The organism is Streptomyces sp. NC-S4 (assembly GCF_054353315.1).
This window is the reverse complement of record NZ_CM135937.1, coordinates 4,057,754-4,078,717: the sequence shown is the minus strand read 5'-3', so window position 1 is coordinate 4,078,717 and position 20,964 is coordinate 4,057,754. Positions and strand designations below refer to the sequence as shown.

Sequence of the window (20,964 nt, the reverse complement as noted above, 5' to 3'; positions counted from 1 at the left end):
CGTTATCCGCACGTTATCGCGGCGTGACCGCGGGTTCCGGAAGCCAGAGGTGCTGGAATTCGAGGCGGGCGGCCTCGACCTCGTGGCGCTGGTCGGCGTGCAGGACGCCCAGGGCGTAGGCCGTCGCCGGGGCGATGCGCGGGGTGCGGGCCGCCGTCGCCGAGGCGGTCGCCGCCTCGGCCGCGTCACGGTGGCGGTCCAGGGCCTCGCCCGCGGCCGCCGGCCGGGTCACGTCCTCGCCGAGGGCCTCCCGCGCGTAGCGGTGGACCCGCAGCAGGCGGCGCACCTCGTGCCAGGGCCCGTCGTGGTCCGCGTTGTACGGGTGGGCCCCGTCGGCCGGGGGCAGCGCGGCGACCGCCGCCGACAGGCGGGTTTCGGCCACGGCTGCCAGCGGGACGAGCACCTCCGCCACCCGCCCCCGGGCCGCGACCGCGTCGAGCGGGACCTCGGAGGCCAGTACCGCCACCGCGTCCGCCACCGCGTGGAAGCGGGAGGAGCCGAGCGCCTGGAGGGTGGCCGAGTGGGCGCGCGTACGGGCCAGGGTCAGCTGTCGTTCCAGCAGTGCGCCCGCCCGTGCCGAGCCCACCGTCAGCGCGCCGGCCGAGCCGCGCGGCGCGGGCAGTTCCGGGGACCCCGACAGCCGGTGCAGGGCGTCCATCAGCCGGGTCAGCCGGGCCGCGTACGCGTGCTCGTCGGCCAGCGTCGATGACAGCCACACCAGCTCGGTGCGCAGCCCGTCGGCCCAGGAGGACTCGGTCACCACCCGGAAGGTGGCCAGGGAACCGCTGATGCGGCGCGCAGCCCCCCGCAGGCTGCGCGCCGCGTCGCTTCCTTCGGCGGCCCCGCTCGCTGCGCCCTCATCGTGCAGGCGCAGCGCGCGCAGGAAAGCGGTGGCCTGGGCGCGCAGGTACGCGCCGAGTACGGCACCTGCGTCCGCCGTCGCCGTAATCGGGTCATGGTTTGGCTGAGCCACGCCGGCGCCTCCGGGCGTCTATGAGCGTCTCCTGTACGTGCCGCAGCGGCTGGCCGTCCGCATCCGTGCTGTGCCGGGTCCACTCGCCGTCCGGGCCCAGGTGCCAGGAGGAGGTGGCGTCGGACATCCCGGTTTCCAGCATCCGGTCCAGTGCCGCGCGGTGGGCCGGGTCGGCGACCCTGACCAGTGCCTCGATGCGGCGGTCGAGGTTGCGGTGCATCATGTCGGCGCTGCCGATCCACACCTCGGGTTCGCCGCCGTTGCCGAAGGCGAAGACCCGGGAGTGCTCCAGGAAGCGGCCGAGGATCGAGCGGACCCGGATGTTGTCCGAGAGCCCGGGGACCCCGGGGCGCACCGCGCAGATGCCGCGCACCCAGATGTCGACGGGCACTCCCGCCTGGGAGGCCCGGTAGAGCGAGTCGATGAGGGCCTCGTCGACGATCGAGTTCATCTTGAGCCGGACGTACGCGGGGCGGCCGGCCTTGTGGTGGGCGGCCTCCTTGTCGATCCGCGCGATCAGTCCGTCCCGCAGCGAGCGGGGCGCCACCATCAGCCGGCGGTAGGTCTCGCGGCGCGAGTAGCCGGACAGCCGGTTGAAGAGGTCGGAGAGGTCCGCGCCGACCTGCGGGTCGGCGGTGAGCAGGCCGAGGTCCTCGTAGAGCCGGGCGGTCTTGGGGTGGTAGTTGCCGGTGCCCACGTGCGAGTAGCGGCGCAGCGTCTCGCCCTCCTGGCGGACGACGAGCGACAGCTTGCAGTGGGTCTTGAGGCCGACGAGCCCGTAGACGACGTGGCAGCCGGACTCCTCCAGCTTGCGCGCCCACTTGATGTTGGCCTGCTCGTCGAAGCGGGCCTTGATCTCGACGAGTACGAGGACCTGCTTGCCGGAGTCGGCGGCGTCGATCAGGGCGTCCACGATCGGGGAGTCGCCGGAGGTGCGGTAGAGCGTCTGCTTGATGGCGAGGACGTCCGGGTCGGCGGCGGCCTGCTCCAGGAAGGCCTGCACCGAGGTGGAGAAGGAGTCGTACGGGTGGTGCAGCAGGACGTCCCGCTCGCGCAGGGCGGCGAAGATGTCGGGCGCGGACGCGGACTCGACCTCGGCGAGGTCGCGGTGGGTGCCGGCGACGAACTTCGGGTACTTCAGCTCCGGGATGTCCAGCGAGGCGATCCCGAAGAGGGCGGTCAGGTCCAGCGGGCCGGGCAGCGGGTAGACCTCGGAGGCGTTGACCTTCAGCTCCTGCACCAGCAGGTCCAGTACGCCCGGGTCGATGGACTCCTCGACCTCCAGGCGCACGGGCGGGCCGAAGCGGCGCCGCATGAGCTCCTTCTCCAGGGCCTGGAGCAGGTTCTCGGCGTCGTCCTCCTCGACCTCCAGGTCCTCGTTGCGGGTCACCCGGAACATGTGGTGCGCGAGCACCTCCATGCCGGGGAACAGCTCCTCGAGGTGCGCGGCGATGACGTCCTCAAGCGGGACGTAGCGCTGCGGGGAGGCCTCCAGGAAGCGGGAGAGGATCGGCGGGACCTTGACCCGGGCGAAGTGGCGGTGGCCGCTGACCGGGTTGCGCACGACCACGGCCAGGTTCAGGGAGAGGCCGGAGATGTACGGGAAGGGGTGCGCGGGGTCCACGGCCAGCGGGGTCAGCACCGGGAAGATCTGGTTGCGGAACAGGGTGAAGAGGCGGGCCTGCTCCTTCTCGGTGAGATCGGGCCAGCGGATGAGGTGGACGCCCTCCTCGGCGAGTGCCGGGGAGATGTCCTGCTGGAAGCAGGCGGCGTGCCGGGCCATGAGCTCGCGCGAGCGCGTCCAGATGAGGTCCAGCACCTCGCGGGGCTGCAGGCCGGAGGCCGATCGGGTGGCGACACCGGTCGCGATGCGCCGTTTGAGGCCGGCCACGCGCACCATGAAGAACTCGTCGAGGTTGCTCGCGAAGATCGCCAGGAAGTTCGCGCGTTCGAGGAGGGGCGTGGTGGGGTCCTCGGCGAGCTCCAGCACCCGTTCGTTGAAGGCGAGCCAGCTGCGCTCCCGGTCGAGGAAGCGTCCCGGAGGGAGCTCGTCGCCGTCCTTGTCGTCGTAGGCGTCCAGATCCGCGTCGAGATCGGGCTCCAGGTCGACGTGCGGGCGGTGCGCCGAGATGGAGCCTATGCGGGCGTGGGCTCCGGTGACGGACCGGCCGGGGGCGGCGCCGGGGGTGTGAGACGGGTGCTGGGCGGGGACCTCGGTGGGGCCTGCGCTGGGCTGGTGGCTCATGACTCCATTGTTCCGCGCAAGCGGCAGGACAGGCGCGTCGGAAGGGTTCGCCGTCAGTCGGAGTCGGGGCTGCATTGGGGGAGAGTCGCAAGCGCTTCTGAATGCCCGGTTAATGGCGCGTGGCTTCCCGGGTCCGGATGGCGCACGAGTCGCCTCCCGGCGGGGGTGGCGGGGGCCGGTGCGCCCCGGCGTGTGCGGGTGCGGCGCCGCTGCGGGGGCTGCGCCCCCGGACCCCCGCCGGGCGCTGCCCGGACCCGCGCCTCGATCTCCCCCGGCTACCGCTGGGAGGTGTCCCCGGGCGGGGCTGGTTTTGCCCCCGGATCCCTGTCGGGTGCTGCCCGGGCTCCGCGCCTCGATCTCCCCCGGCTACCGCTGGGAGGTGCTCCCGGGCGGGCTGGATTCGGCCCCGGGTCGCCGCCGGGTGTTGCCCGATCCGCGGCTCGATCTCCCCCGGCCCACCGTTGGGAGGTGCTTCCGGGCGGGGCTGGATTCGGCCCCGGGTCGCCGCCGGGTGTTGCCCGATCCGCGGCTCGGACTTCCCCGGCCCACCGCTGGGAGGTGCTCCGGGGCGGGGCTGGGTGTGGGCCCGGAGCGGCGCCGCAGGCGGATCAGCTTTCCGTGCGGTACATCAGGTCTACCTCGTGGGTGGTGAAGCCGAGGCCCTCGTATACGGCCAGGGCCGCCGGGTTGTCGGCGTCCACGTAGAGCATGGCCGTCGGGAGGCCCTGAGCGGCGAGGTGGCGCAGGCCGATCGCGGTGAGGGCCTTGCCGAGGCCGCCGCCCTGGGCGCCCGGGCGGACGCCGACCACGTAGACCTCGCCCAGCTGCTCCGCCGCGTGGACCTTCGTCCAGTGGAAGCCGACGAGCTCGCCGTCGCGCTCCGCGAGGAAGAAGCCCTCGGGGTCGAACCACGGCTGCGCGATCCGGTCGTCCAGGTCGCGCTGGGTCAGCGAGCCCTGCTCCGGGTGATGGGCGAAGGCGGCCGCGTTCGCCGTGAGCCAGGCCTTGTCGTCGCTGCCGGGCACGAAGGTCCGTACGGTCACCCCCGGCGGGAGCACCGGTTCCGGCAGCGGGTCCCCGCCGGCCAGCGGCCGGCGCAGCTGGCGCAGCTCGCGGAAGAGGGTCAGGCCGAGCACCTGCGCGAGGTGCCGGGCGGCCGACTTGCCGCCGTGCGCCCATACCCGCAGCCGCTTGCCGGAGGCGGCCAGCAGGGCCGTGCCCATGGCCCGCCCGTGCCCGCGGCCGCGCAGGGCCGGGTGCACGACGAGCTCGGCGGCCGGGGCCTCCACCGGGTCGGTGTCCTCCAGTTGCCCGTAGGCGGAGAGCCGGCCGCCCTCGGTGAGCAGGAAGTGCCGGATCCCCTCGCGCGGTCCGCCGCGCAGCTGGAGCCGTCCCTGTTCGGACACGGCGGTGGTGCCGTCGGTGCGTGCCGCGTCCTCGATCAGGTCGAGTACGGCGATCGCCTGCTCCTCCGTCAGCTCGTCGAGGGTCTGAATCTGCCGTCCCGGCTCCAGGGCCGCTGCTGCGTCAGTCATGGCACGAGCCTACGACCCCCGAGGTCGCTGCTTCTTCTGCACGTAACCAACGCGATACCCCTACCCCCTGGTAGAGCTACGCGCGTTGACCTTAGGCTTCGGCGGACCTCCCACGTCCCTCCGCTGTCACATAAGGGGATTTAATGTCAGCGACGCCACAACGGCACCTTCGAACCCGCCGGTTGACCCTCACCGCCCTCGCCGTCACGGCCGGGGCCGGGGCCATGGTCGCCGCCGCACTGCCGGCCGGTGCCGCGAGTGGTGGCGGTGCGGCCAAGAGCCGGACCGTCGATGTGCAGATGCTGTCGTTCAACGACTTCCACGGCACGCTGGAGCCCCCGCAGGGCTCCTCCGGCACCGTGAGCGAGCGTCAGGCCGACGGCACCACCAAGTCGATACCCGCGGGCGGGGTCGAGTACCTCGCGACCAGCCTGCGCGAGGCCCGCAAGGGCCACGAGTACTCCGTCACGGCCGCGGCCGGTGACATGATCGGCGGCAGCCCGATGCTGTCCGGGCTCTTCCACGACGAGCCGAGCATCGAGGCGCTGAACAAGCTGGGCCTGAACGTCTCCAGCGTCGGCAACCACGAGTTCGACGAGGGCAAGACCGAGCTGCGCCGCATGGGTTACGGCGGCTGCCACCCGGTCGAGGGCTGCTTCGAATTCGGCAAGGAGTTCACCGGCGCCGAATTCCAGTACCTCGCGGCCAACGTCACGGACGAGAAGACCAAGCGTCCGCTGATGTCGCCCACCTACGTCTGGAAGAAGGGGGACGTGAAGATCGGCTTCATCGGCGTCACCCTGGAGGGCACTCCGGACGTCGTGACCGCCGACGGCGTCAAGGGCCTCAAGTTCGGCGACGAGATCGAGACGATCAACAAGTACGCCGCCGAGCTGAACAAGCAGGGCGTGAAGTCGATCGTCGCCCTGATCCACGAGGGCGGCCTGCCCGCCAGCGGCGCGTACAACTACGACTGCAACGTCCCGGGCGCCGGCGCCGGCATCTCGGGCGCGATCGTGGACATCGCCAAGAACGTGGACTCCAAGGTCGACGCGCTGGTCACCGGTCACACGCACCAGGCCTACGCCTGCAACATCCCGGACCCGGCGGGCAACCCGCGCACGGTGACCTCGGCCGCCTCCATCGGCCGCCTGTTCACCGACACCACCCTGACCTACGACCGGCAGACCAAGGACATCGTCCGTACGCCGGTCACCTCGCCGAAGCCGGTCACCAAGGTCGTCACCCGGGACCAGCCCAAGGCCCCGGACATGACCGAGCTGATCGACCGCTGGAAGGCGCTGGCGGCCCCGATCGCCAACCGCCCGCAGGGCTTCATCTCGGCCGACATCCCCGGTCGCGGCTCCGAGGCGCCCGAGAAGCCGCTCGGCGACCTGATCGCCGACGCGCAGCTCGAAGCGCTCGCCCCGGCGGACAAGGGCGGTGCGCAGCTGGCCCTCATGAACCCGGGCGGCATCCGCTCGGACCTCGCCTACAAGGCCTCGGGCGACGAGGGCGACGGTGTGGTGACGTACGGCGAGTCCTTCACGGTCCAGCCGTTCACCAACATGATGAACATCGTGGACCTGACCGGCGCGCAGCTGATCACCGCGCTCCAGCAGCAGGTCAGCGGGCCGGTCAACGGCCCGAACCCGAAGATCCTCCAGGTGTCGAAGGGCTTCACGTACACCCTGGACATGACGAAGGCGGGCGTGGACCGCATCGTCGTGGACTCGGTGAAGCTGAACGGTGTGCCGCTCGACCCCGCCAAGACCTACCGGGTCGCGATGAACGAGTTCCTCGCGGGCGGCGGTGACGGCTTCACCGTCCTGAAGGAGCACAAGAACAAGCTGGTGGGCGCGTCCGACCTGGACTGCTTCAACACCTACCTGACGAAGAACTCCTCGGCCGCGGCCCCGATCGCCCCGCCGGCGGCGAACCGGATCACGGTCATCAAGTAACTCCCGCGCACAGCGTGCCCGAAGGGGCGGCGGGCCGATTCGGCCCGCCGCCCCTTCGGCGTTTCCCCGTGCACCCCCGTGGCGCGGGGAGCGGACGGGTCAGAGGGCGGCCAGGAACGTCCCGACCGCGGTGTGGAAGCCGTCCGGGTCCGTGAAGGGCACGAAGTGGTCGCCGTTCAGGGGGGTGTACGAGGTGTGGGGGCGGCGCGCGACCATCGCGTCGGCGGTGTCCTGGCGCAGGGCCTGGCTGTGGACCGCGTGGATCAGTACGGCCGGGCAGGTGCTCGCGAGCCAGGTGTCCCAGTGGTCGCCCCGGCAGGCCTCGATGGAGTCGAGCATGTCCTGGGGGTGGAACGGCAGCCGCCAGCCCTCGCCGGAGGGGAGCGGGCGCAGGGCCGGCTCGACGAACCGGGCGCCCACCGGCCCGGCGGCTTCGAGGAGTTCCTCGCGGGTGGGGGCGGTGTACCGCATGCCGTTCAGGAAGTCGAAGAGGGGGCCCTCGGTGGTGGGGTGGATCTCGACGGTGGCGTCGACCTGGACGAGTGCGGAGATCCGGTCGGGGTGGGCGGCGGCGAGGTGGCAGGCGTTGAGGCCGCCGAGGGAGTAGCCGAGGAGGGCCACGGGGGCGTCCAGGCCGAGGTGGTCGAGGAGGGCGACGGCGTCGCGGACGTACCCCTCGCGGCGGTAGTGCGGGGCCCGGTCGGAGCTGCCGTGGCCGCGCTGGTCGGGGGCGATGACCCGCCAGGCGCCGCCGAGGTGTGCGGAGAGTCCGGCGAAGGCGAGGCCCTCGGACATGCCGCCGTGCAGGGCGAGCAGCGGGCGGCCGGTGCCGCCGGAGTCCACGTAGGACAGGGTGCGGTCGTCGATCTTCATCTCGTGGCGCTGCATGGTGGTCCTCCCCGTTTCGTCGGTCTTCCGGTCTTCCGGTACCTGAAGCCTGCCAGGATTTGGGCAAGCGTGCAATACGTTTGTATTGGGCGCTTGCCCAAACGGGGGCGCGGCTACGATCCCGGCATGGGAAATCGCGAGGACCTGCTGGCCGGAGCGCGGCGCTGCCTGGAGGAGAAGGGCTACCTGCGCACGACCGTGCGCGACGTCGCCACGGCCTCGGGGGTGAGCATGGCCGCGATCGGCTACCACTTCGGGTCCCGGGAGGCCCTCCTCAACCAGGCCCTGTTCGCCGCCATGGAGGAGTGGGCCGCGGGGTCCGGCCGGCTCACCGGGGAGGGCGAGACCGCGGGGGAGCGCTACGCCGACACCTGGGACCGCAAGATCCGCGACTTCGGCGAGACGCGCTGGCTCTGGCTGGCCTCCGTCGAGGCCTTCGTCCACGCGCAGTCCTCGCCCGAACTGCTCGCGATCCTCGCCGAGGGGCAGCGCCGCAACCGGCGGATGGTGGCCGCGGCCCTGCGCGGGGTGCCGCTGGAGGAGGTCTCCGAGGCGGACGTGCGGTCCCTGGGCTCGATGCACATCGCGCTGCTCAGCGGGGTGATGGTGCAGACCCTGACCGATCCGGAGCGGGCACCGGACGGCCGTGAGCTCCTCCAGGGGCTGCGGTCGATGGTCGAGCTGCTCGAAAGCTGACCCTTACCGACAGGTAGCAAAGCTGACGTGTGCACGCCATAATCCGGCCATCACCGGGTCGGCGAAGGGGCGGGCATGGGCATCGGCATGGGCACGGTCACGGGCGTCGGCACGGGCGCGGGCAGGGGCGCGGGCATGGACCGGCGGGCGTTTCTGGCCGGAGCAGTGGCCGTGGGCGCGGCCCTCGGACTGGCGGCCGCACCCGCCTCGGCCGCGACGCTCGGCACCCAGGACTGGATGTCCGGACTCGGGGACTCCACCTCCCTGCAGCGGATGACCATCCCCGGGACCCATGATTCCGGCGCCACCAAGGGCGGCCTCTACGTCGCCTGCCAGAACACCTCCATCGCCCAGCAGCTCGACTCCGGAATCCGCTTCCTCGACATCCGCTGCCGGGTCACGGGCGGCTCCTTCGCCATCCACCACGCGGCTTTCTTCCAGGACCTGATGTTCGGGGACGTCCTCGTCGCCTGCTGGAACTTCCTCGCCGCGCACCCCGGCGAGACCGTCCTGATGCGCGTCAAGCAGGAGTACTCCGGGGAGAGCGACGCCACCTTCCGGGCGGTCTTCGACGACTACCTGGACAACCGCGGCTGGCGGCCCCTGTTCCGGATCGCCGACACCCTGCCCGCCCTCGGACAGGCCCGCGGCAAGGTGGTCCTGCTCGCCGACAACGGCGGCCTGCCGGGCCTGCGCTACGGCGACGCAGGCGTCTTCGACATCCAGGACGACTACAACACCGAGCCCTTCGCCAAGCGCGGCCGCATCGAGAACCACTTCCGCAAGGCCGTCCAGCAGCCCGGCAAGCTGTTCGTGAACTACGTCAGCACCGCGGCGTACATGCCGCCGCGCTGGAACTCCGACCGGCTGAACCCCCAGGTCCACGGCTTCGTCGACGGCGGGGAGCTGGCCGGCCGGACCGGGCTCGGCATCGTCCCGATGGACTTCCCGAACACCCGCTCCGGCCTGGTCGCCTCACTGATCCGGCACAACTGACGGATCGGACGGCGGCGGCGTCGGCGCCCCCGGGATACGGAGCACCGCCTCGGTGCCCGGTCCGCCGTCGGCCGCCGCCCGCAGTTCGGCGCTGCCGCCCGCGCGCGCCGCCGTACGGGCCACGATCGACAGGCCCAGCCCGCTGCCGGGCAGGGCGCGGGCCGACTCGGACCGCCAGAACCGCTCGAAGACGTGCGGCAGGTCCTCGGCCGGGATGCCCGGACCGTGGTCCCGCACGGTCAGCTCGCCCGCCCGCAGCGTCACCGCGACCGTGCCGCCCGGCGGGCTGAACTTCACCGCGTTGTCCAGGACGTTGACCACGGCCCGCTCCAGCGCCGCCGCCTCGCCCCGTACGTACCAGGGCCGCAGGTCCGAGTCGAAGCGGAGCTCCGGGCCGCGCAGCCGGACCCGGGACAGCGCGGCGCCGGCGATCTCGTGCAGGGCGACCACCTGGAGCGGGCTCCCCGCACCGGCGTCCGGCCGGGACAGCTCCTGCAGGTCGCCGATGAGCGAGGCCAGCTCCGTCATCTGCGCCTTGACCGAGGCCAGCAGCTCGCGCCGGTCGTCGGGCGGGATGGCCCGGCCGGTCTCCTCGCTGCGCGCGAGGAGCTCGATGTTGGTGCGCAGCGAGGTCAGCGGGGTGCGCAGCTCGTGCCCGGCGTCCGCGATCAGCTGGGCCTGGCGTTCCTGGGAGGAGGCCAGGGCCGCCGTCATCGAGTTGAAGGACCGCGACAGGCGGGCGATCTCGTCGTCCCCGGCGTCGGGGATCCGCACCGTCAGGTCCTCGGTGCGGGCGATGTGCTCGACCGCGTCGGTCAGTTCGTCGACGGGACGCAGTCCGGTACGGGCCACCCACAGGCCGGCCGCGCCCGCGCCGACCGCTCCGACGCCGCAGACCAGGAGCAGCACCCAGGCCAGGGTGGACAGCGGTTTGTCGATGTCGGCGAGCGGCTTGGCGATGGAGACGCCGCCGAAGACCTGGCCGGTGTTGGGAACCACCACCGGGATCGTGTAGACGCGCATCTCGACGCCGTCGGAGGTCGTCACGGTCTGCAGGGTCTTGCCCCGCCTGCCCGCCGCGATCTCCTTGTCTGCGGCGGTCACCGGCAGGGCGGTCGGTCCGGCCACCCAGCAGTGGCCGCCGTCGGGCAGGACGATCTGGACGGTCGCGCCCAGGTTCCCGGCGATCTGCTGGCGGGGCTGCTGCGGCGGCGGGAGGCAGTCGTTCTGCATCAGGGTCCGGCTCACCTCGGCGCCGACGTTCGTCGCCACCAGGGAGCGGTCCAGCTGGTCGCGCAGCTGGGTGCGGACCATCACCCAGGACACCGCGGCCACGGCCGCGACCGCGAGGGCCACCGCCACCGTGACCAGCAGGGCGAGGCGGGAGCGCAGCGGCAGCGCGCGGAACCTGGCCACCGGGCTCACTCCGGCCCGCTCTCGCCGGCCCGCAGGGCGTAGCCGACCCCGCGCACGGTGTGCACCAGGCGCGGCTCGCCGCCGGCCTCCGTCTTGCGGCGCAGGTACATCACGTACACGTCCAAAGAGTTGGAGCTGGGCTCGAAGTCGAAGCCCCAGACGGTCTTGAGGATCTGCTCGCGGGTCAGGACCTGGCGCGGGTGCGCGAGGAACATCTCCAGCAGCGTGAACTCGGTCCGGGTCAGCTCCACCGGCCGCCCGCCCCGGGTGACCTCGCGGGTCGCGAGGTCCATGCGCAGGTCGCCGAAGGTCAGGGCGTCCTCCTGGGCGGCGCCGGGGGCCTGCGCGGTCGCGTAGGAGCTGCGGCGCAGCAGGGCGCGGACGCGGGCGAAGAGCTCGTCGAGTTCGAACGGCTTGACGAGGTAGTCGTCGGCGCCCGCGTCGAGGCCGGTGACGCGGTCGCCGACGGTGTCGCGGGCGGTGAGCATCAGGATCGGTGTGACGCTGCCGGAGGCCCGCAGCCGGCGGGCGGCCGTCAGCCCGTCCATCCGGGGCATCTGGATGTCCAGCACGATCAGGTCGGGGGCGTACGAGGCCGCCTTGTCGAGGGCGTCGAGCCCGTCGACGGCGGTCTGCACGGCGTATCCCTCGAAGGCGAGACTGCGGCGCAGGGCCTCGCGTACGGCCGGTTCGTCGTCGACGACGAGGATCCGCGCTTCGCCTTCGGCGGCGTTCATGGATGGATCTCCCAGGGGTGGTGGTCGGCCGTGGAGGGCGGCCCGGGGGGCCGCCTCCAGCCTCGCACGGGCGGGTCAGAAGATGGTGCCGAAGCCGTCGTCGGCGGAGCCGCCGGAGCCGGTGCCCGTCCCGGAGGAGCCCGCGCCGCCGGGGCCGCCCTTGCGCAGCGAGTCCAGGTCGGCCTTGATCGTGTCGACCGGGATGGCGAAGCCGAGGCCGACGCTGCCGGCGGCGGAGTTGCCGGAGGCGGGGGAGTAGATCGCCGACGGCATGCCCACGATCCGGCCGTTCATGTCGACGAGGGCGCCGCCGGAGTTGCCGGGGTTGAGGGAGGCGTCCGTCTGGAGGGCCTTGTACGAGGTGGTGTCGGAGCCGGTGTCCCCGTTGAACTGGCGGCCGCCGAAGGAGAACGGCCAGCTGTCCTCGCCCTGCTGCCGGCCCTGCGGGGCCTGCTGTTCCGACTTCGGGACCTTCACCTCGCGGTTCAGCGCGGAGACGATGCCGCTGGTGACGGTGCCGGTGAGGCCGTCGGGCGAGCCGATGGCGACGACCTGGTCACCGACCTTGACGCCGCCGGAGTCGCCGAGGGTGGCGGGCTTCAGCCCGGAGGCGCCCCGGAGCTTGATCAGGGCCAGGTCCTTGGCGGGGTCGGTGCCCACGATCTCGGCCTGGTACTTCTTGCCGTCGCTCATCGTCACCTGGACCTGGGCGGCGCCGCTCACCACGTGGTTGTTGGTGACGATCTCGCCGTCGGCGGTCAGGACGATGCCGGAGCCGGTGCCCTGGCCGGAACCGGTGCGGACGTCGATGCGGACGACCGAGGGGCTGACCTGCTCGGCGACTCCGGCGACGGTGCCGGAGCTGGACTGCGAGACGTTGGTGCCGTTGACCCCGCCGGTGCTGCCGGCCTGCCGGTCCATCAGCTGCTGGACGGCGGCCGCCGTGCCGCCGCCGATCAGGGCCGCGGCGAGGGCCACGGCGGCGAGCAGCGCTACCGGCCGCTTGGCGCGGGGCGCGGGGGCCGCGGCGTGGGCGGGCCGGCCGGGGCCGCCGCCCTCGCCGCCGCCCTCACGAGTCCCCGCGCCGGTCCCCGCGCCGCCGTCCCCGGCCGCCGGGACCGTCTCGCCCCGGATGACCGGCGGCAGGTGCGCCTCGTGCCAACCGGGCGCGGCCGGCGGGTACGGGGGCGGCGGCGGGTAGGCCGCGGCTCCCGCTCCGGCCCCGGCCCCGGCCCCGGCCCCGGCGTCCTGCGTCAGCCCGTCGTGCCCGCGCTGCCAGTCCTCGCCGAACGGCGCGTGCTGGGCCGGGCTGTTCTCCTGCGGGTACTCGCCTTCGCGGCGGAAGCTGTCGGTCATGACACCGACTCTGGCCGCAGATCATGAGAGCTTCCTGAGTCGGGCCTGAGAAGCCCGACAGAACCGCCTGCGACCTACATGAGAACCGGCCTTGACCCTCGACCTGGTGGAGGTCCCAGAGTCACGGACGTGGAGAGCGAGATGCACAGCATTGGCGAGATGGGCCGCGACAGCGGGCTGGGCGTGAGCGCGCTGCGCTTCTACGACCGGGTGGGCGTCCTCGCGCCCGCCCGGGTGGATCCGGTGACCGGATACCGCTGGTACGCGCCCGAACAGCTCGACGAGGCCCGGCTGCTGGCCCGGCTCCGGCAGGCCGGGATGCCGCTCGCGGACGTCCGGCTGGTCCTGGCGGCCTGGTCCGGCGGGGACACCGGCCTGGTGCCCCGGCTGCTGGACGGGCACCTGCGGCGGCTCGAGGGCGAGCTCGCCGACGCGCGCGGCGCGCTCTCCGCGGTACGCGCACGCCTCGGACACCAGGAGATCACCATGACCACCACCACCCGAACCGCCCGGCTGACCGTGCCCGCCCCGCAGTTCGCGGCCGCGCTGGACTCCGTACGCTTCGCCGTCGGGACCGACCCCGAGCTGCCGGTGCTCGGCGGGATCCACTTCGACGTGGAGGGGGCGGACCTGCACGTCGTGGCCACCGACCGCTACCGGATGGCGGTGGCCCGCGCGTCCACCACCGGCCACGGCGGCGAGCGGGTCCAGCTGACCGTGCCCGCCCCGCTCGTGGATGCCATGCGGGCCCTGCTGACCGACGACTCCCCGGCCCTGCTCACCGTGGACGGGGACGCGGTCGAGCTGGAGACGCAGGGCCGCCGGGTCGCCGGGCAGGGCCTGGGGGAGCAGTTCCCCGACCACCGCCGCCTGATGCGGCTCCCCCGGGGCCGCCGCATCCCGCTGGACGTGCCGGCGCTGCGGAGGGCCCTGGCCGGGCAGGACGGCGACAGGTGCGCCCTCGTCCTGACGGACACCGTCGCCGTCGCCGACGACACCGATGCCTACGGGAGTGGCGCCGCCGCCGGGGACCTGGTCGGGGTCAACCCGGCCTTCCTCCTCGACGCGCTCGCCGTGGGCGACGACATGCTGCTGGAGTACGTCGGCCCCAAGGCCCCGCTGGTGCTCCTGCGCCCCGGCACCGAGGACGCCTTCTCCCTGCTGATGCCGTGCACGCTGGACGCGTGACCCGCGCTCAGCGGCAGCCGCAGGAGCGGCGGATCACCAGCGCCGACGGGAACTGCTTCAGCCGTTCCCGGCGGGAGCCGGCCACGCGCAGGCCGTCGTCCAGGACCAGGTCCACGGCCGCGCGGGCCATCGCCGGGCGGTCCGAGGCGATCGTGGTCAGCGGCGGGTCGGTCAGGGCGGCTTCCTTGACGTCGTCGAAGCCCGCGACGGCCAGATCCCCGGGCACGTCGATGCGCAGCTCGCGCGCGGCGCGCAGCACACCGATCGCCTGGTCGTCCGTGGCGCAGAAGATGGCCGTCGGCCGGTCGGGCCGCGCGAGGACCTCCAGGGCGACCGTGTACGCGTCGTAGCGGTTGTACGGGGCCTCGATGAGCCGGCCCTCGATCGAGCGGCCGGCCTCCTGCATGGCCCGGCGCCAGCCCTCGACGTGGTCGGCGACCGGGTCGCCGACCGAGGGGGTGTTCTCGATGCCGCCGATGCAGGCCACGTACTCGTGCCCGTGCTCCAGCAGGTGGCGGGTGGCGAGCTGGGCGCCGCCGATGTCGTCGGTGACGACGGCGACGTCGTCTATCGCCTCGGGGCGCTCGTGGAGGAGGACCACCCGCGCGTCCCAGGCCTCGATCTCCGACGCGGCCTGCTCGCTCATGCCCTGGCTGACCAGGATCAGACCCGACACCCGCATGCCGAGGAAGGCCCGCAGGTAGTGGACCTCGCGCTCGGTGCGGTAGTCGGAGTTGCCGACCAGCACCATCTTTCCGCGCTCGGCGGCGGCCTGTTCGACCGCGTGCGCCATCTCCGCGAAGAACGGCTGCCGGGCGTCCGGGACGATCATGCCTATGAGGTCGGTGCGCCGCGAGGCCATCGCCTGGGCGACCCGGTCCGGGCGGTAGCCCAGCTCCTTGATCGCGGCGAGGACACGCTCGCGCGTGGCCGGGGCGACCGGCCGGGGTCCGTTGTTGATGACGTAGCTCACGACGGCGGTCGACGTACCCGCAAGTCGTGCAACGTCATCCCGCGTCACCTTGGCCACGCGCGGCAGTCTACGCGGGGTGACCTACCTCTGGGCAGGGCGTCCTGCCGAGTGGATGCTCACACGGTCTGGGCCGATCAGGTGACGGCCGGAGCCGCCGGCTCTTCCGCCTTCGAGGCCGCGTGCGAGGCGGACCGGGACGCGGCCTTGGCCGCCGCCTGGGCCGCTGCTTCCGCCGCCGCCCGCTCGACCTTCTCCGGCGTGACGAAGCGGTAGCCGACGTTGCGGACGGTGCCGATCAGGGACTCGTGCTCGGGGCCGAGCTTGGCGCGCAGCCGCCGTACGTGCACGTCGACGGTCCGGGTGCCGCCGAAGTAGTCGTAGCCCCACACCTCCTGCAGCAGCTGGGCGCGGGTGAAGACCCGGCCCGGGTGCTGGGCGAGGTACTTGAGCAGCTCGAACTCCTTGAAGGTGAGGTCCAGCACCCGCCCCTTGAGCTTGGCGGAGTACGTGGCCTCGTCCACCGACAGGTCGCCGTTGCGGATCTCCATCGGGGAGTCGTCCGAGCCCAGCTGCTGACGGCCGGTGGCCAGGCGCAGCCGCGCCTCGACCTCCGCAGGACCCGCCGTGTCGAGGAGGACGTCGTCGATGCCCCAGTCGGCGGTGACGGCCGCCAGGCCGCCCTCGGTGACGACCAGGATCAGCGGACAGCCGGGTCCGGTGGAGCGGAGCAGCTGGCACAGCGACCGCACCTGCGGCAGGTCGCGGCGGCCGTCCACGAGGATGACATCGGCTCCCGGGGTGTCCACCAGGGCGGGGCCCTCGGCCGGGGCCACCCGGACGTTGTGCAGCAGCAGGCCGAGGGCGGGCAGCACCTCGGTCGACGGCTGCAGGGCGTTGGTGAGCAGCAGGAGTGAGCTCACGACCGACCACCTGCCCGGGTCGGACGGTGGTGCACGGTTCGCTGGTCCATCACGTCGGTTCCTCCTCGGTCCCGTCGAGGACATGCGTGGTACTGCTTCGTACGTCTTGCCCGGCGTCCCGGCGGTCCCCGCGCCCTGGGGTCCGCATGGATACCACTGTTCTCGGTTCGTTCAACGTGCTGAAAGCACAAAAGGACCCGGGGGCAACGTTGCCCGGATCCTCTCGCCAAGCAGAATAGCCCACCCGCCGATGCGTGGCCGAGGCCTCTTCCGTTCCACTTCTGTGGTTCATGCCACGCTCCCGCCCTGCGTATGCCCGGGTTTCACCGGATCGGGGGCCCGCCGACCGGTACCCCGGGGTCACCCGGGCGCACACCCGGCGCGTCGGGGCACGCCGGGGGCGGCGGTGGGAGGGGCCATCATGGAGGCCGACGGTAGAGAGCCGACGATAGGAGCAGCAGTGGCAACCGGAACCATCCGCTACTGGGCGGCGGCCAAGGCCGCGGCCGGGACGGCGGAGGAGCCGTACTCGGCCCGCACACTGGCCGAGGCGCTCGACGCCGTGCGGGAGCGCCACCCCGGGGAACTGACCCGGGTCCTGCTGCGCTGCTCCTTCCTCGTGAACGACGAGCCTGTGGGCAAGCGCCCGCATGATTCCGTCCCGCTGACCGAGGGGGGCACCGTCGAGGTGCTCCCGCCGTTCGCGGGCGGGTGAGCGGGAGCCGATGAGTACGCCTGAAGAGCAGCAGCGCCGCCAGTACGCGCAGCAGCAGCAACAACACCAGCACCAGCAGCAGGAGGACCCGTACGGGACCCAGACCTGGCAGTCGGACACCTGGGACACCAGCTACCAGCCGGTGCACCCGCCGCTGGGCGCGGTGCCGGGGCAGCCTGCCGCGCCCGAGGGCTGGTTCCGCGACGAGGCGCAGGCGGCTCCGGCCGCCCCGGGCCCCTGGACGGACGGCTCCGCCGCCGGCGGCTACGCCCCCGGCCCGGTCCCGGAGCCGTACCCGCAGCCGGTGGCCCCGGAGGGCTGGTACCGGGACGGGGACCGGGCTCAGGCGCCGGCCGCGGCCCCGGTCCAGGGCTGGCCGCAGGGTGCCGAGACGGCCTACCTGCCGCCGTATCCGGGTCCCGGGCACGACCAGCAGCACCAGCCCCAGTCCCACCAGCCCCAGCAGGCGGCGGCTCCGGAGGGCTGGTACCGGGACGGGGCCCAGGCACCGGTCCAGGGCTGGCCGCAGGGTGCCGAGACGGCCTACCTGCCGCCGTACCCGGGCCCCGGGCCCGACGTACAGCAGCAGCCCCGGCAGTCGCCGCCGGTGCAGCAGCCCCGGCAGTCGCCGCCGGTCGAGGAGACCGCGTACCTGCCTCCGGTGGCCGGAGGAATGCCGCCGCAGGCGGCGCCCGGCCCGGACCAGGACCCGGCCGCCACCCCCGGCGAGCCGCAGGAGATCACCTCCTGGTCCCCGCCCACCCTGGGCGGCAACACCCTGCGCGCCGTCGACCCCGCCCAGGCACGGGCCGAGGGCCGGTCGCCGATCATCGACCCCGGTCCGCAGTCCGCCATACTCACCGCCGTGCTCGGACTGCTGCTCGCCGCGGCCGCGGCCCTCGGCCAGTACGCCCTGCTCCTGCCGCTGATCGCCCTGCAGGGCCTCACGGCGGCCGGCTGGTTCCGCCTCAACGGCATGTGGCCCGCCCGCCAGGGCATCGCCCTCGCCTTCGCCGGAGCCGTCGTCGCCGACGTGGCCGTGCTCGCCGTCGACCCCCTCTACGGGCCCGGCGCGATCGTGGGGACCCTCGGCGCCTGGGTGCTGCTGACGCTCGTCCTGCAGCTGCGCAGCCACGCCGATCCCGACGAGCGGATGTACGGGCTGATGGCCTCGGTGGCCTCGGCCGCCCTCGCCATCGTCTGCGCCGGCTATCTCGCGGCCGATTCCGCCGCCGCCACGGTCGGCGCGGCGGCCGTCGCGGTCGCCGTCTTCGCCCGTGCGCTGCCGCTGCCCACCGCCCCCTCGGTCGGCGTCTCGCTCGCCGCGGCCGCCGGTGCCGGCATCGCGGTCGGCGGGCTGACCCCGATCGGTGCGGGCGGGGCGCTGGTGGGTCTCGTCGCCGGGGTGTGCGCGCTGGTCGGGCTGCGCGTGGCGGCGTACGACTACCCGTCGAAGTTCGTCCACATGACGGCCGGTGTGGCCCTGCCCCTGGCGGCGGCCGCTCCCGCCGTGTACCTGATCGGGCGGGTGGTGAGCTGATCCCTGTCCGACGACCGGCATGGTCAACTAGAGCGCACGTACCGATTAGTAGGGGGAGGGAACGTGCGTTTCCTGCGTGTCGTTGTGATCGTCGGAGTGGTTCTGGGGGCCCTGTTCGTCGGGGTGGACCGCTGGGCCGCGAGTTACGTCGAGAACCGGCTGGCCGACCGAATACAGGCGCGGCAGGGCCCGGCCGGTTCCTCGGAGGTGGAAGTCCACGGCTTCCCCTTCCTGACCCAGGTGCTCAGCCGCGACCTCGACCGGGTGGACCTGAAGCTGCGGGGCATCGAGATCACCGCCGAGGACCGCAGGACGCGGCTGTCGGAGCTGGACGCGAGCTTCCGGGGCGTGAAGCTGAACGGTGACTACAGCGGCGGCACCGCCGACCGGGCCGAGGGCAGCGCCCTCATCACGTACGCCGACCTGACGGCGGCCTCGCAGAGCGGCGCGACCCTCTCCTACGGCGGGGCGCCCGGCAAGGTGAAGGTCACCGCCTCGGTGAGCGTCTTCGGCAAGGTCCTGACGCACAGCGTGGTGTCGACCGTCACCCTCGAGGACGCGCCGGGCGGCAAGGGCGGCAAGATCGTCCGTGTACGTGCCGACGCCGTGCCCGGCGGGGGCGTCGCGGTGGTCGAGAGGGAGATCCGCAAGAAGACCGACTTCGACCGCGACCTCGGCAGCGGCATGCCGGCCGGGCTCCAGCTCTCGTCCCTGACCTCGGACGAGGCCGGTGTGCACCTCACGCTGGGCGGCACGAACGTGGTGGTGGCCGGATCGTGAGACGGTGCGGTCCGATCCGCAGAAGGACGGGCCGCACGGCAGGTCCCGGAGGCGGCGCGGGGGTCGCCGGGGGCCCTCGCATCCCACTATTCGGACGATCCTGTCTCGATATATGACACGCCGGTGACAGGGCGGCTGATTCGTCCCTACGATCCATGGCTATGAAGCATCAGCAGGCGGACCTCACGAAGCGACGGGCAGTAGACCTGTGTCGCGTCGCCGCCATGCTCTGTCGATCCATGTGAACTGTGAGCGCATCCGCTCCATCGACCGGACGACGGCCCCACGGCCCTTCCCGCGTGACCGCACCAGCCTCCTGATCACCTGACGCCTCCCCGCGCAGGATCTCGAGCGCACCCGCAGGCACGCAGCACGCGTTACCAGCACAGCCCCGCCGCACACTGCCCCGGAGGAGAACACCATGAGCCGCAGCGACGTCCTCGTAGACGCCGACTGGGTCGAGGCCCACCTGAACGACGCCAATGTCGTCATCGTCGAGGTGGACGAGGACACGTCCGCGTACGACAAGAACCACATCACCAACGCCGTCCGGATCGACTGGAAGAGCGACCTCCAGGACCCGGTCCGCCGCGACTTCGTGGACCAGGAGGGCTTCGAGAAGCTCCTCTCCGCCAAGGGCATCTCCAACGACGACACCGTCGTCCTCTACGGCGGCAACAACAACTGGTTCGCGTCCTACGCCTACTGGTACTTCAAGCTCTACGGCCACCAGGACGTCAAGCTCCTCGACGGCGGCCGCAAGAAGTGGGAGCTCGACTCCCGCGACCTGGTCGACGGCAAGGACGTCCCGAACCGCCCGGCCACCGAGTACAAGGCCAAGGCCCAGGACACCTCCATCCGCGCCTTCCGCGACGACGTCGTGGCCGCGATCGGCTCCCTGAACCTGGTCGACGTCCGTTCGCCCGACGAGTTCTCCGGCAAGCTGCTCGCCCCGGCCCACCTCCCGCAGGAGCAGTCGCAGCGCCCCGGCCACGTGCCGAGCGCCCGCAACATCCCGTGGTCGAAGAACGCCAACGACGACGGCACCTTCAAGTCGGACGACGAGCTGACCGCCCTCTACCAGGCGGAGCAGGTCGATCTGGCGAAGGACACCATCGCCTACTGCCGCATCGGTGAGCGCTCCGCGCTCACGTGGTTCGTGCTGCACGAGCTCCTGGGCCAGGAGAACGTCAAGAACTACGACGGTTCGTGGACCGAGTACGGCTCGCTCGTCGGCGTGCCGATCGAGCTCGGCGCCAACAAGTAAATCCAGACGACCGGGCACGCGACGCCCTCGTAGTACGACCTCTCCAGGACAGGACAGAGAACATGTGTGGAGCACAGATCGGCGGGCCCGACCTCGCGACGCTGAAGCCCGGTGAGACCGCCATCCAGGGTCAGATCACCAAGGACGGCGAGCCGGTTTCCGGCTACGTCCGCCTGCTGGACTCGACCGGCGAGTTCACCGCGGAGGTCCCGACCTCGGCGACCGGCCAGTTCCGCTTCTACGCCGCCACCGGCTCCTGGACGCTGCGGGCGCTCGTCCCGGGTGCCCAGGCGGACCGTGCCGTGGTCGTCGCCGAGGCCGGCGGTGTGACGGACGTGGCGATCGCGGTCTGAGCACCGCGCATGTGATCGCCTGATCGAACGGCCGAAGGGCCGCACCCCCGGGGGTTGGACGCCACTGGAACGGGGTGCGGCCCTTCGTGCCGTCCGCACCCTTGCGCGTGGGGGTGCCGGATCTACGCTGGAGGCATGTACGCCCGGCGCCGGCGCGCCTACTTCCTGCTCATGGGCGGATGCCTGGTCCTCTTCGTCTCCGCCTGGACCTTCGTGCGCCTGCTGTCCGTGGAGGCGGCGGTGGCCATGTGCGTGGTCGCGATGGTCATCCCGCCGGTCGCCGCGATGATCGCCAACCGGCGCGGCCCGGACGACCGCTGGTGGGACGACCCCTCGGGCGATCCGAAGTCCGACGAGTGGTGGGACGAACTGGACGGAAAGCGGCGTCACGAGGACTGAAACCTCCCGAGACGAGAATGTGATCT

At 72.6% G+C, this 20,964-nt stretch carries 20 protein-coding genes; 11 read left to right on the top strand and 9 right to left on the bottom strand.

The features are described from left to right. Positions 1–13: 13 nt before the first annotated feature. The 3 genes from ACXNSR_RS18010 to mshD all read right to left on the bottom strand — a co-directional run bounded on the left by ACXNSR_RS18010 (position 14) and on the right by mshD (position 4,753). Positions 14–973: a CHAD domain-containing protein gene (locus ACXNSR_RS18010; RefSeq protein WP_458643011.1), complete on the bottom strand. Its 960-nt coding sequence runs from the start codon at positions 971–973 to the stop codon at positions 14–16. Further along, positions 954–3,218, bottom strand: coding sequence for an RNA degradosome polyphosphate kinase (locus ACXNSR_RS18005; protein ID WP_458643010.1), 2,265 nt, complete (start codon positions 3,216–3,218; stop codon positions 954–956). The genes ACXNSR_RS18010 and ACXNSR_RS18005 overlap by 20 nt, the downstream gene beginning before the upstream one ends. A gap of 608 nt (positions 3,219–3,826) precedes the next feature. Next, a complete protein-coding gene (mshD, locus tag ACXNSR_RS18000) occupies positions 3,827–4,753 on the bottom strand; it encodes a mycothiol synthase (protein ID WP_458643009.1) in 927 nt (308 codons plus the stop codon). A 143-nt stretch (positions 4,754–4,896) separates the two neighbouring features. Here mshD and ACXNSR_RS17995 point away from each other — a divergent pair, with 143 nt between their 5' ends. After that, entirely contained in the window at positions 4,897–6,714 is a 1,818-nt protein-coding gene (locus tag ACXNSR_RS17995) for a bifunctional metallophosphatase/5'-nucleotidase (RefSeq protein WP_458643008.1), read from the top strand. Between the two features lie 99 nt (positions 6,715–6,813). On the opposite strand, the gene ACXNSR_RS17990 is transcribed toward ACXNSR_RS17995, so the two are convergent. Then, positions 6,814–7,602, bottom strand: coding sequence for an alpha/beta fold hydrolase (locus ACXNSR_RS17990; RefSeq protein ID WP_458643007.1), 789 nt, complete (start codon positions 7,600–7,602; stop codon positions 6,814–6,816). Positions 7,603–7,728: 126 nt separating this feature from the next. On the opposite strand from ACXNSR_RS17990, the gene ACXNSR_RS17985 reads away from it, so the two are divergent. Both ACXNSR_RS17985 and ACXNSR_RS17980 read left to right on the top strand, forming a co-directional pair. Further along, positions 7,729–8,298 (top strand): TetR/AcrR family transcriptional regulator, encoded by a 570-nt coding sequence (locus ACXNSR_RS17985; RefSeq protein ID WP_458643006.1) that lies wholly within the window; start codon positions 7,729–7,731, stop codon positions 8,296–8,298. A gap of 135 nt (positions 8,299–8,433) precedes the next feature. Further along, the gene (locus tag ACXNSR_RS17980; RefSeq protein WP_458643334.1) at positions 8,434–9,294 is read left to right on the top strand and encodes a phosphatidylinositol-specific phospholipase C; all 861 of its coding nucleotides are present in this window, start codon (positions 8,434–8,436) and stop codon (positions 9,292–9,294) included. Here ACXNSR_RS17980 and ACXNSR_RS17975 read toward each other — a convergent pair. The 3 genes from ACXNSR_RS17975 to ACXNSR_RS17965 form a co-directional block, all read right to left on the bottom strand. Further along, complete coding sequence (locus tag ACXNSR_RS17975) at positions 9,274–10,710, bottom strand: HAMP domain-containing sensor histidine kinase (protein WP_458643005.1); 1,437 nt, start codon at positions 10,708–10,710, stop codon at positions 9,274–9,276. The two genes, ACXNSR_RS17980 and ACXNSR_RS17975, sit on opposite strands and share 21 nt — an antisense overlap. 5 nt (positions 10,711–10,715) lie before the next feature. Further along, positions 10,716–11,447, bottom strand: coding sequence for a response regulator transcription factor (locus tag ACXNSR_RS17970; protein ID WP_458643004.1), 732 nt, complete (start codon positions 11,445–11,447; stop codon positions 10,716–10,718). 75 nt (positions 11,448–11,522) lie between these two features. Further along, entirely contained in the window at positions 11,523–12,803 is a 1,281-nt protein-coding gene (locus tag ACXNSR_RS17965; RefSeq protein ID WP_458643003.1) for a S1C family serine protease, read from the bottom strand. 141 nt (positions 12,804–12,944) lie between these two features. On the opposite strand from ACXNSR_RS17965, the gene ACXNSR_RS17960 reads away from it, so the two are divergent. Next, positions 12,945–13,991 (top strand): DNA polymerase III subunit beta family protein, encoded by a 1,047-nt coding sequence (locus ACXNSR_RS17960; RefSeq protein WP_458643002.1) that lies wholly within the window; start codon positions 12,945–12,947, stop codon positions 13,989–13,991. Positions 13,992–13,998: 7 nt separating this feature from the next. On the opposite strand, the gene ACXNSR_RS17955 is transcribed toward ACXNSR_RS17960, so the two are convergent. Both ACXNSR_RS17955 and ACXNSR_RS17950 read right to left on the bottom strand, forming a co-directional pair. Beyond that, positions 13,999–15,021 (bottom strand): LacI family DNA-binding transcriptional regulator, encoded by a 1,023-nt coding sequence (locus ACXNSR_RS17955; RefSeq protein ID WP_030011765.1) that lies wholly within the window; start codon positions 15,019–15,021, stop codon positions 13,999–14,001. A gap of 77 nt (positions 15,022–15,098) precedes the next feature. Further along, positions 15,099–15,884 carry a response regulator transcription factor gene (locus ACXNSR_RS17950; protein WP_458643001.1) on the bottom strand — a complete coding sequence of 262 codons (786 nt, stop codon included), beginning with the start codon at positions 15,882–15,884 and terminating at the stop codon, positions 15,099–15,101. Between the two features lie 460 nt (positions 15,885–16,344). Here ACXNSR_RS17950 and ACXNSR_RS17945 point away from each other — a divergent pair, with 460 nt between their 5' ends. From ACXNSR_RS17945 to ACXNSR_RS17915, 7 genes are all read left to right on the top strand, one after another. Then, a complete protein-coding gene (locus tag ACXNSR_RS17945; protein WP_458643000.1) occupies positions 16,345–16,599 on the top strand; it encodes a MoaD/ThiS family protein in 255 nt (84 codons plus the stop codon). Positions 16,600–16,609: 10 nt separating this feature from the next. After that, complete coding sequence (locus ACXNSR_RS17940) at positions 16,610–18,139, top strand: hypothetical protein (RefSeq protein ID WP_458642999.1); 1,530 nt, start codon at positions 16,610–16,612, stop codon at positions 18,137–18,139. A gap of 63 nt (positions 18,140–18,202) precedes the next feature. After that, on the top strand, positions 18,203–18,919 hold the full coding sequence (locus ACXNSR_RS17935; RefSeq protein ID WP_458642998.1) for an LmeA family phospholipid-binding protein: 717 nt from the start codon (positions 18,203–18,205) through the stop codon (positions 18,917–18,919). Between the two features lie 155 nt (positions 18,920–19,074). Further along, positions 19,075–19,164, top strand: a complete 90-nt coding sequence (locus ACXNSR_RS17930; protein ID WP_350875872.1) for an Ms5788A family Cys-rich leader peptide — start codon at positions 19,075–19,077, stop codon at positions 19,162–19,164. 176 nt (positions 19,165–19,340) lie between these two features. Next, positions 19,341–20,186 (top strand): sulfurtransferase, encoded by an 846-nt coding sequence (locus tag ACXNSR_RS17925; protein WP_189734873.1) that lies wholly within the window; start codon positions 19,341–19,343, stop codon positions 20,184–20,186. Positions 20,187–20,248: 62 nt separating this feature from the next. After that, on the top strand, positions 20,249–20,539 hold the full coding sequence (locus ACXNSR_RS17920) for a DUF1416 domain-containing protein (RefSeq protein WP_030011783.1): 291 nt from the start codon (positions 20,249–20,251) through the stop codon (positions 20,537–20,539). A 135-nt stretch (positions 20,540–20,674) separates the two neighbouring features. After that, a complete protein-coding gene (locus tag ACXNSR_RS17915; protein WP_030011782.1) occupies positions 20,675–20,938 on the top strand; it encodes a DUF3099 domain-containing protein in 264 nt (87 codons plus the stop codon). Positions 20,939–20,964: the final 26 nt, after the last annotated feature.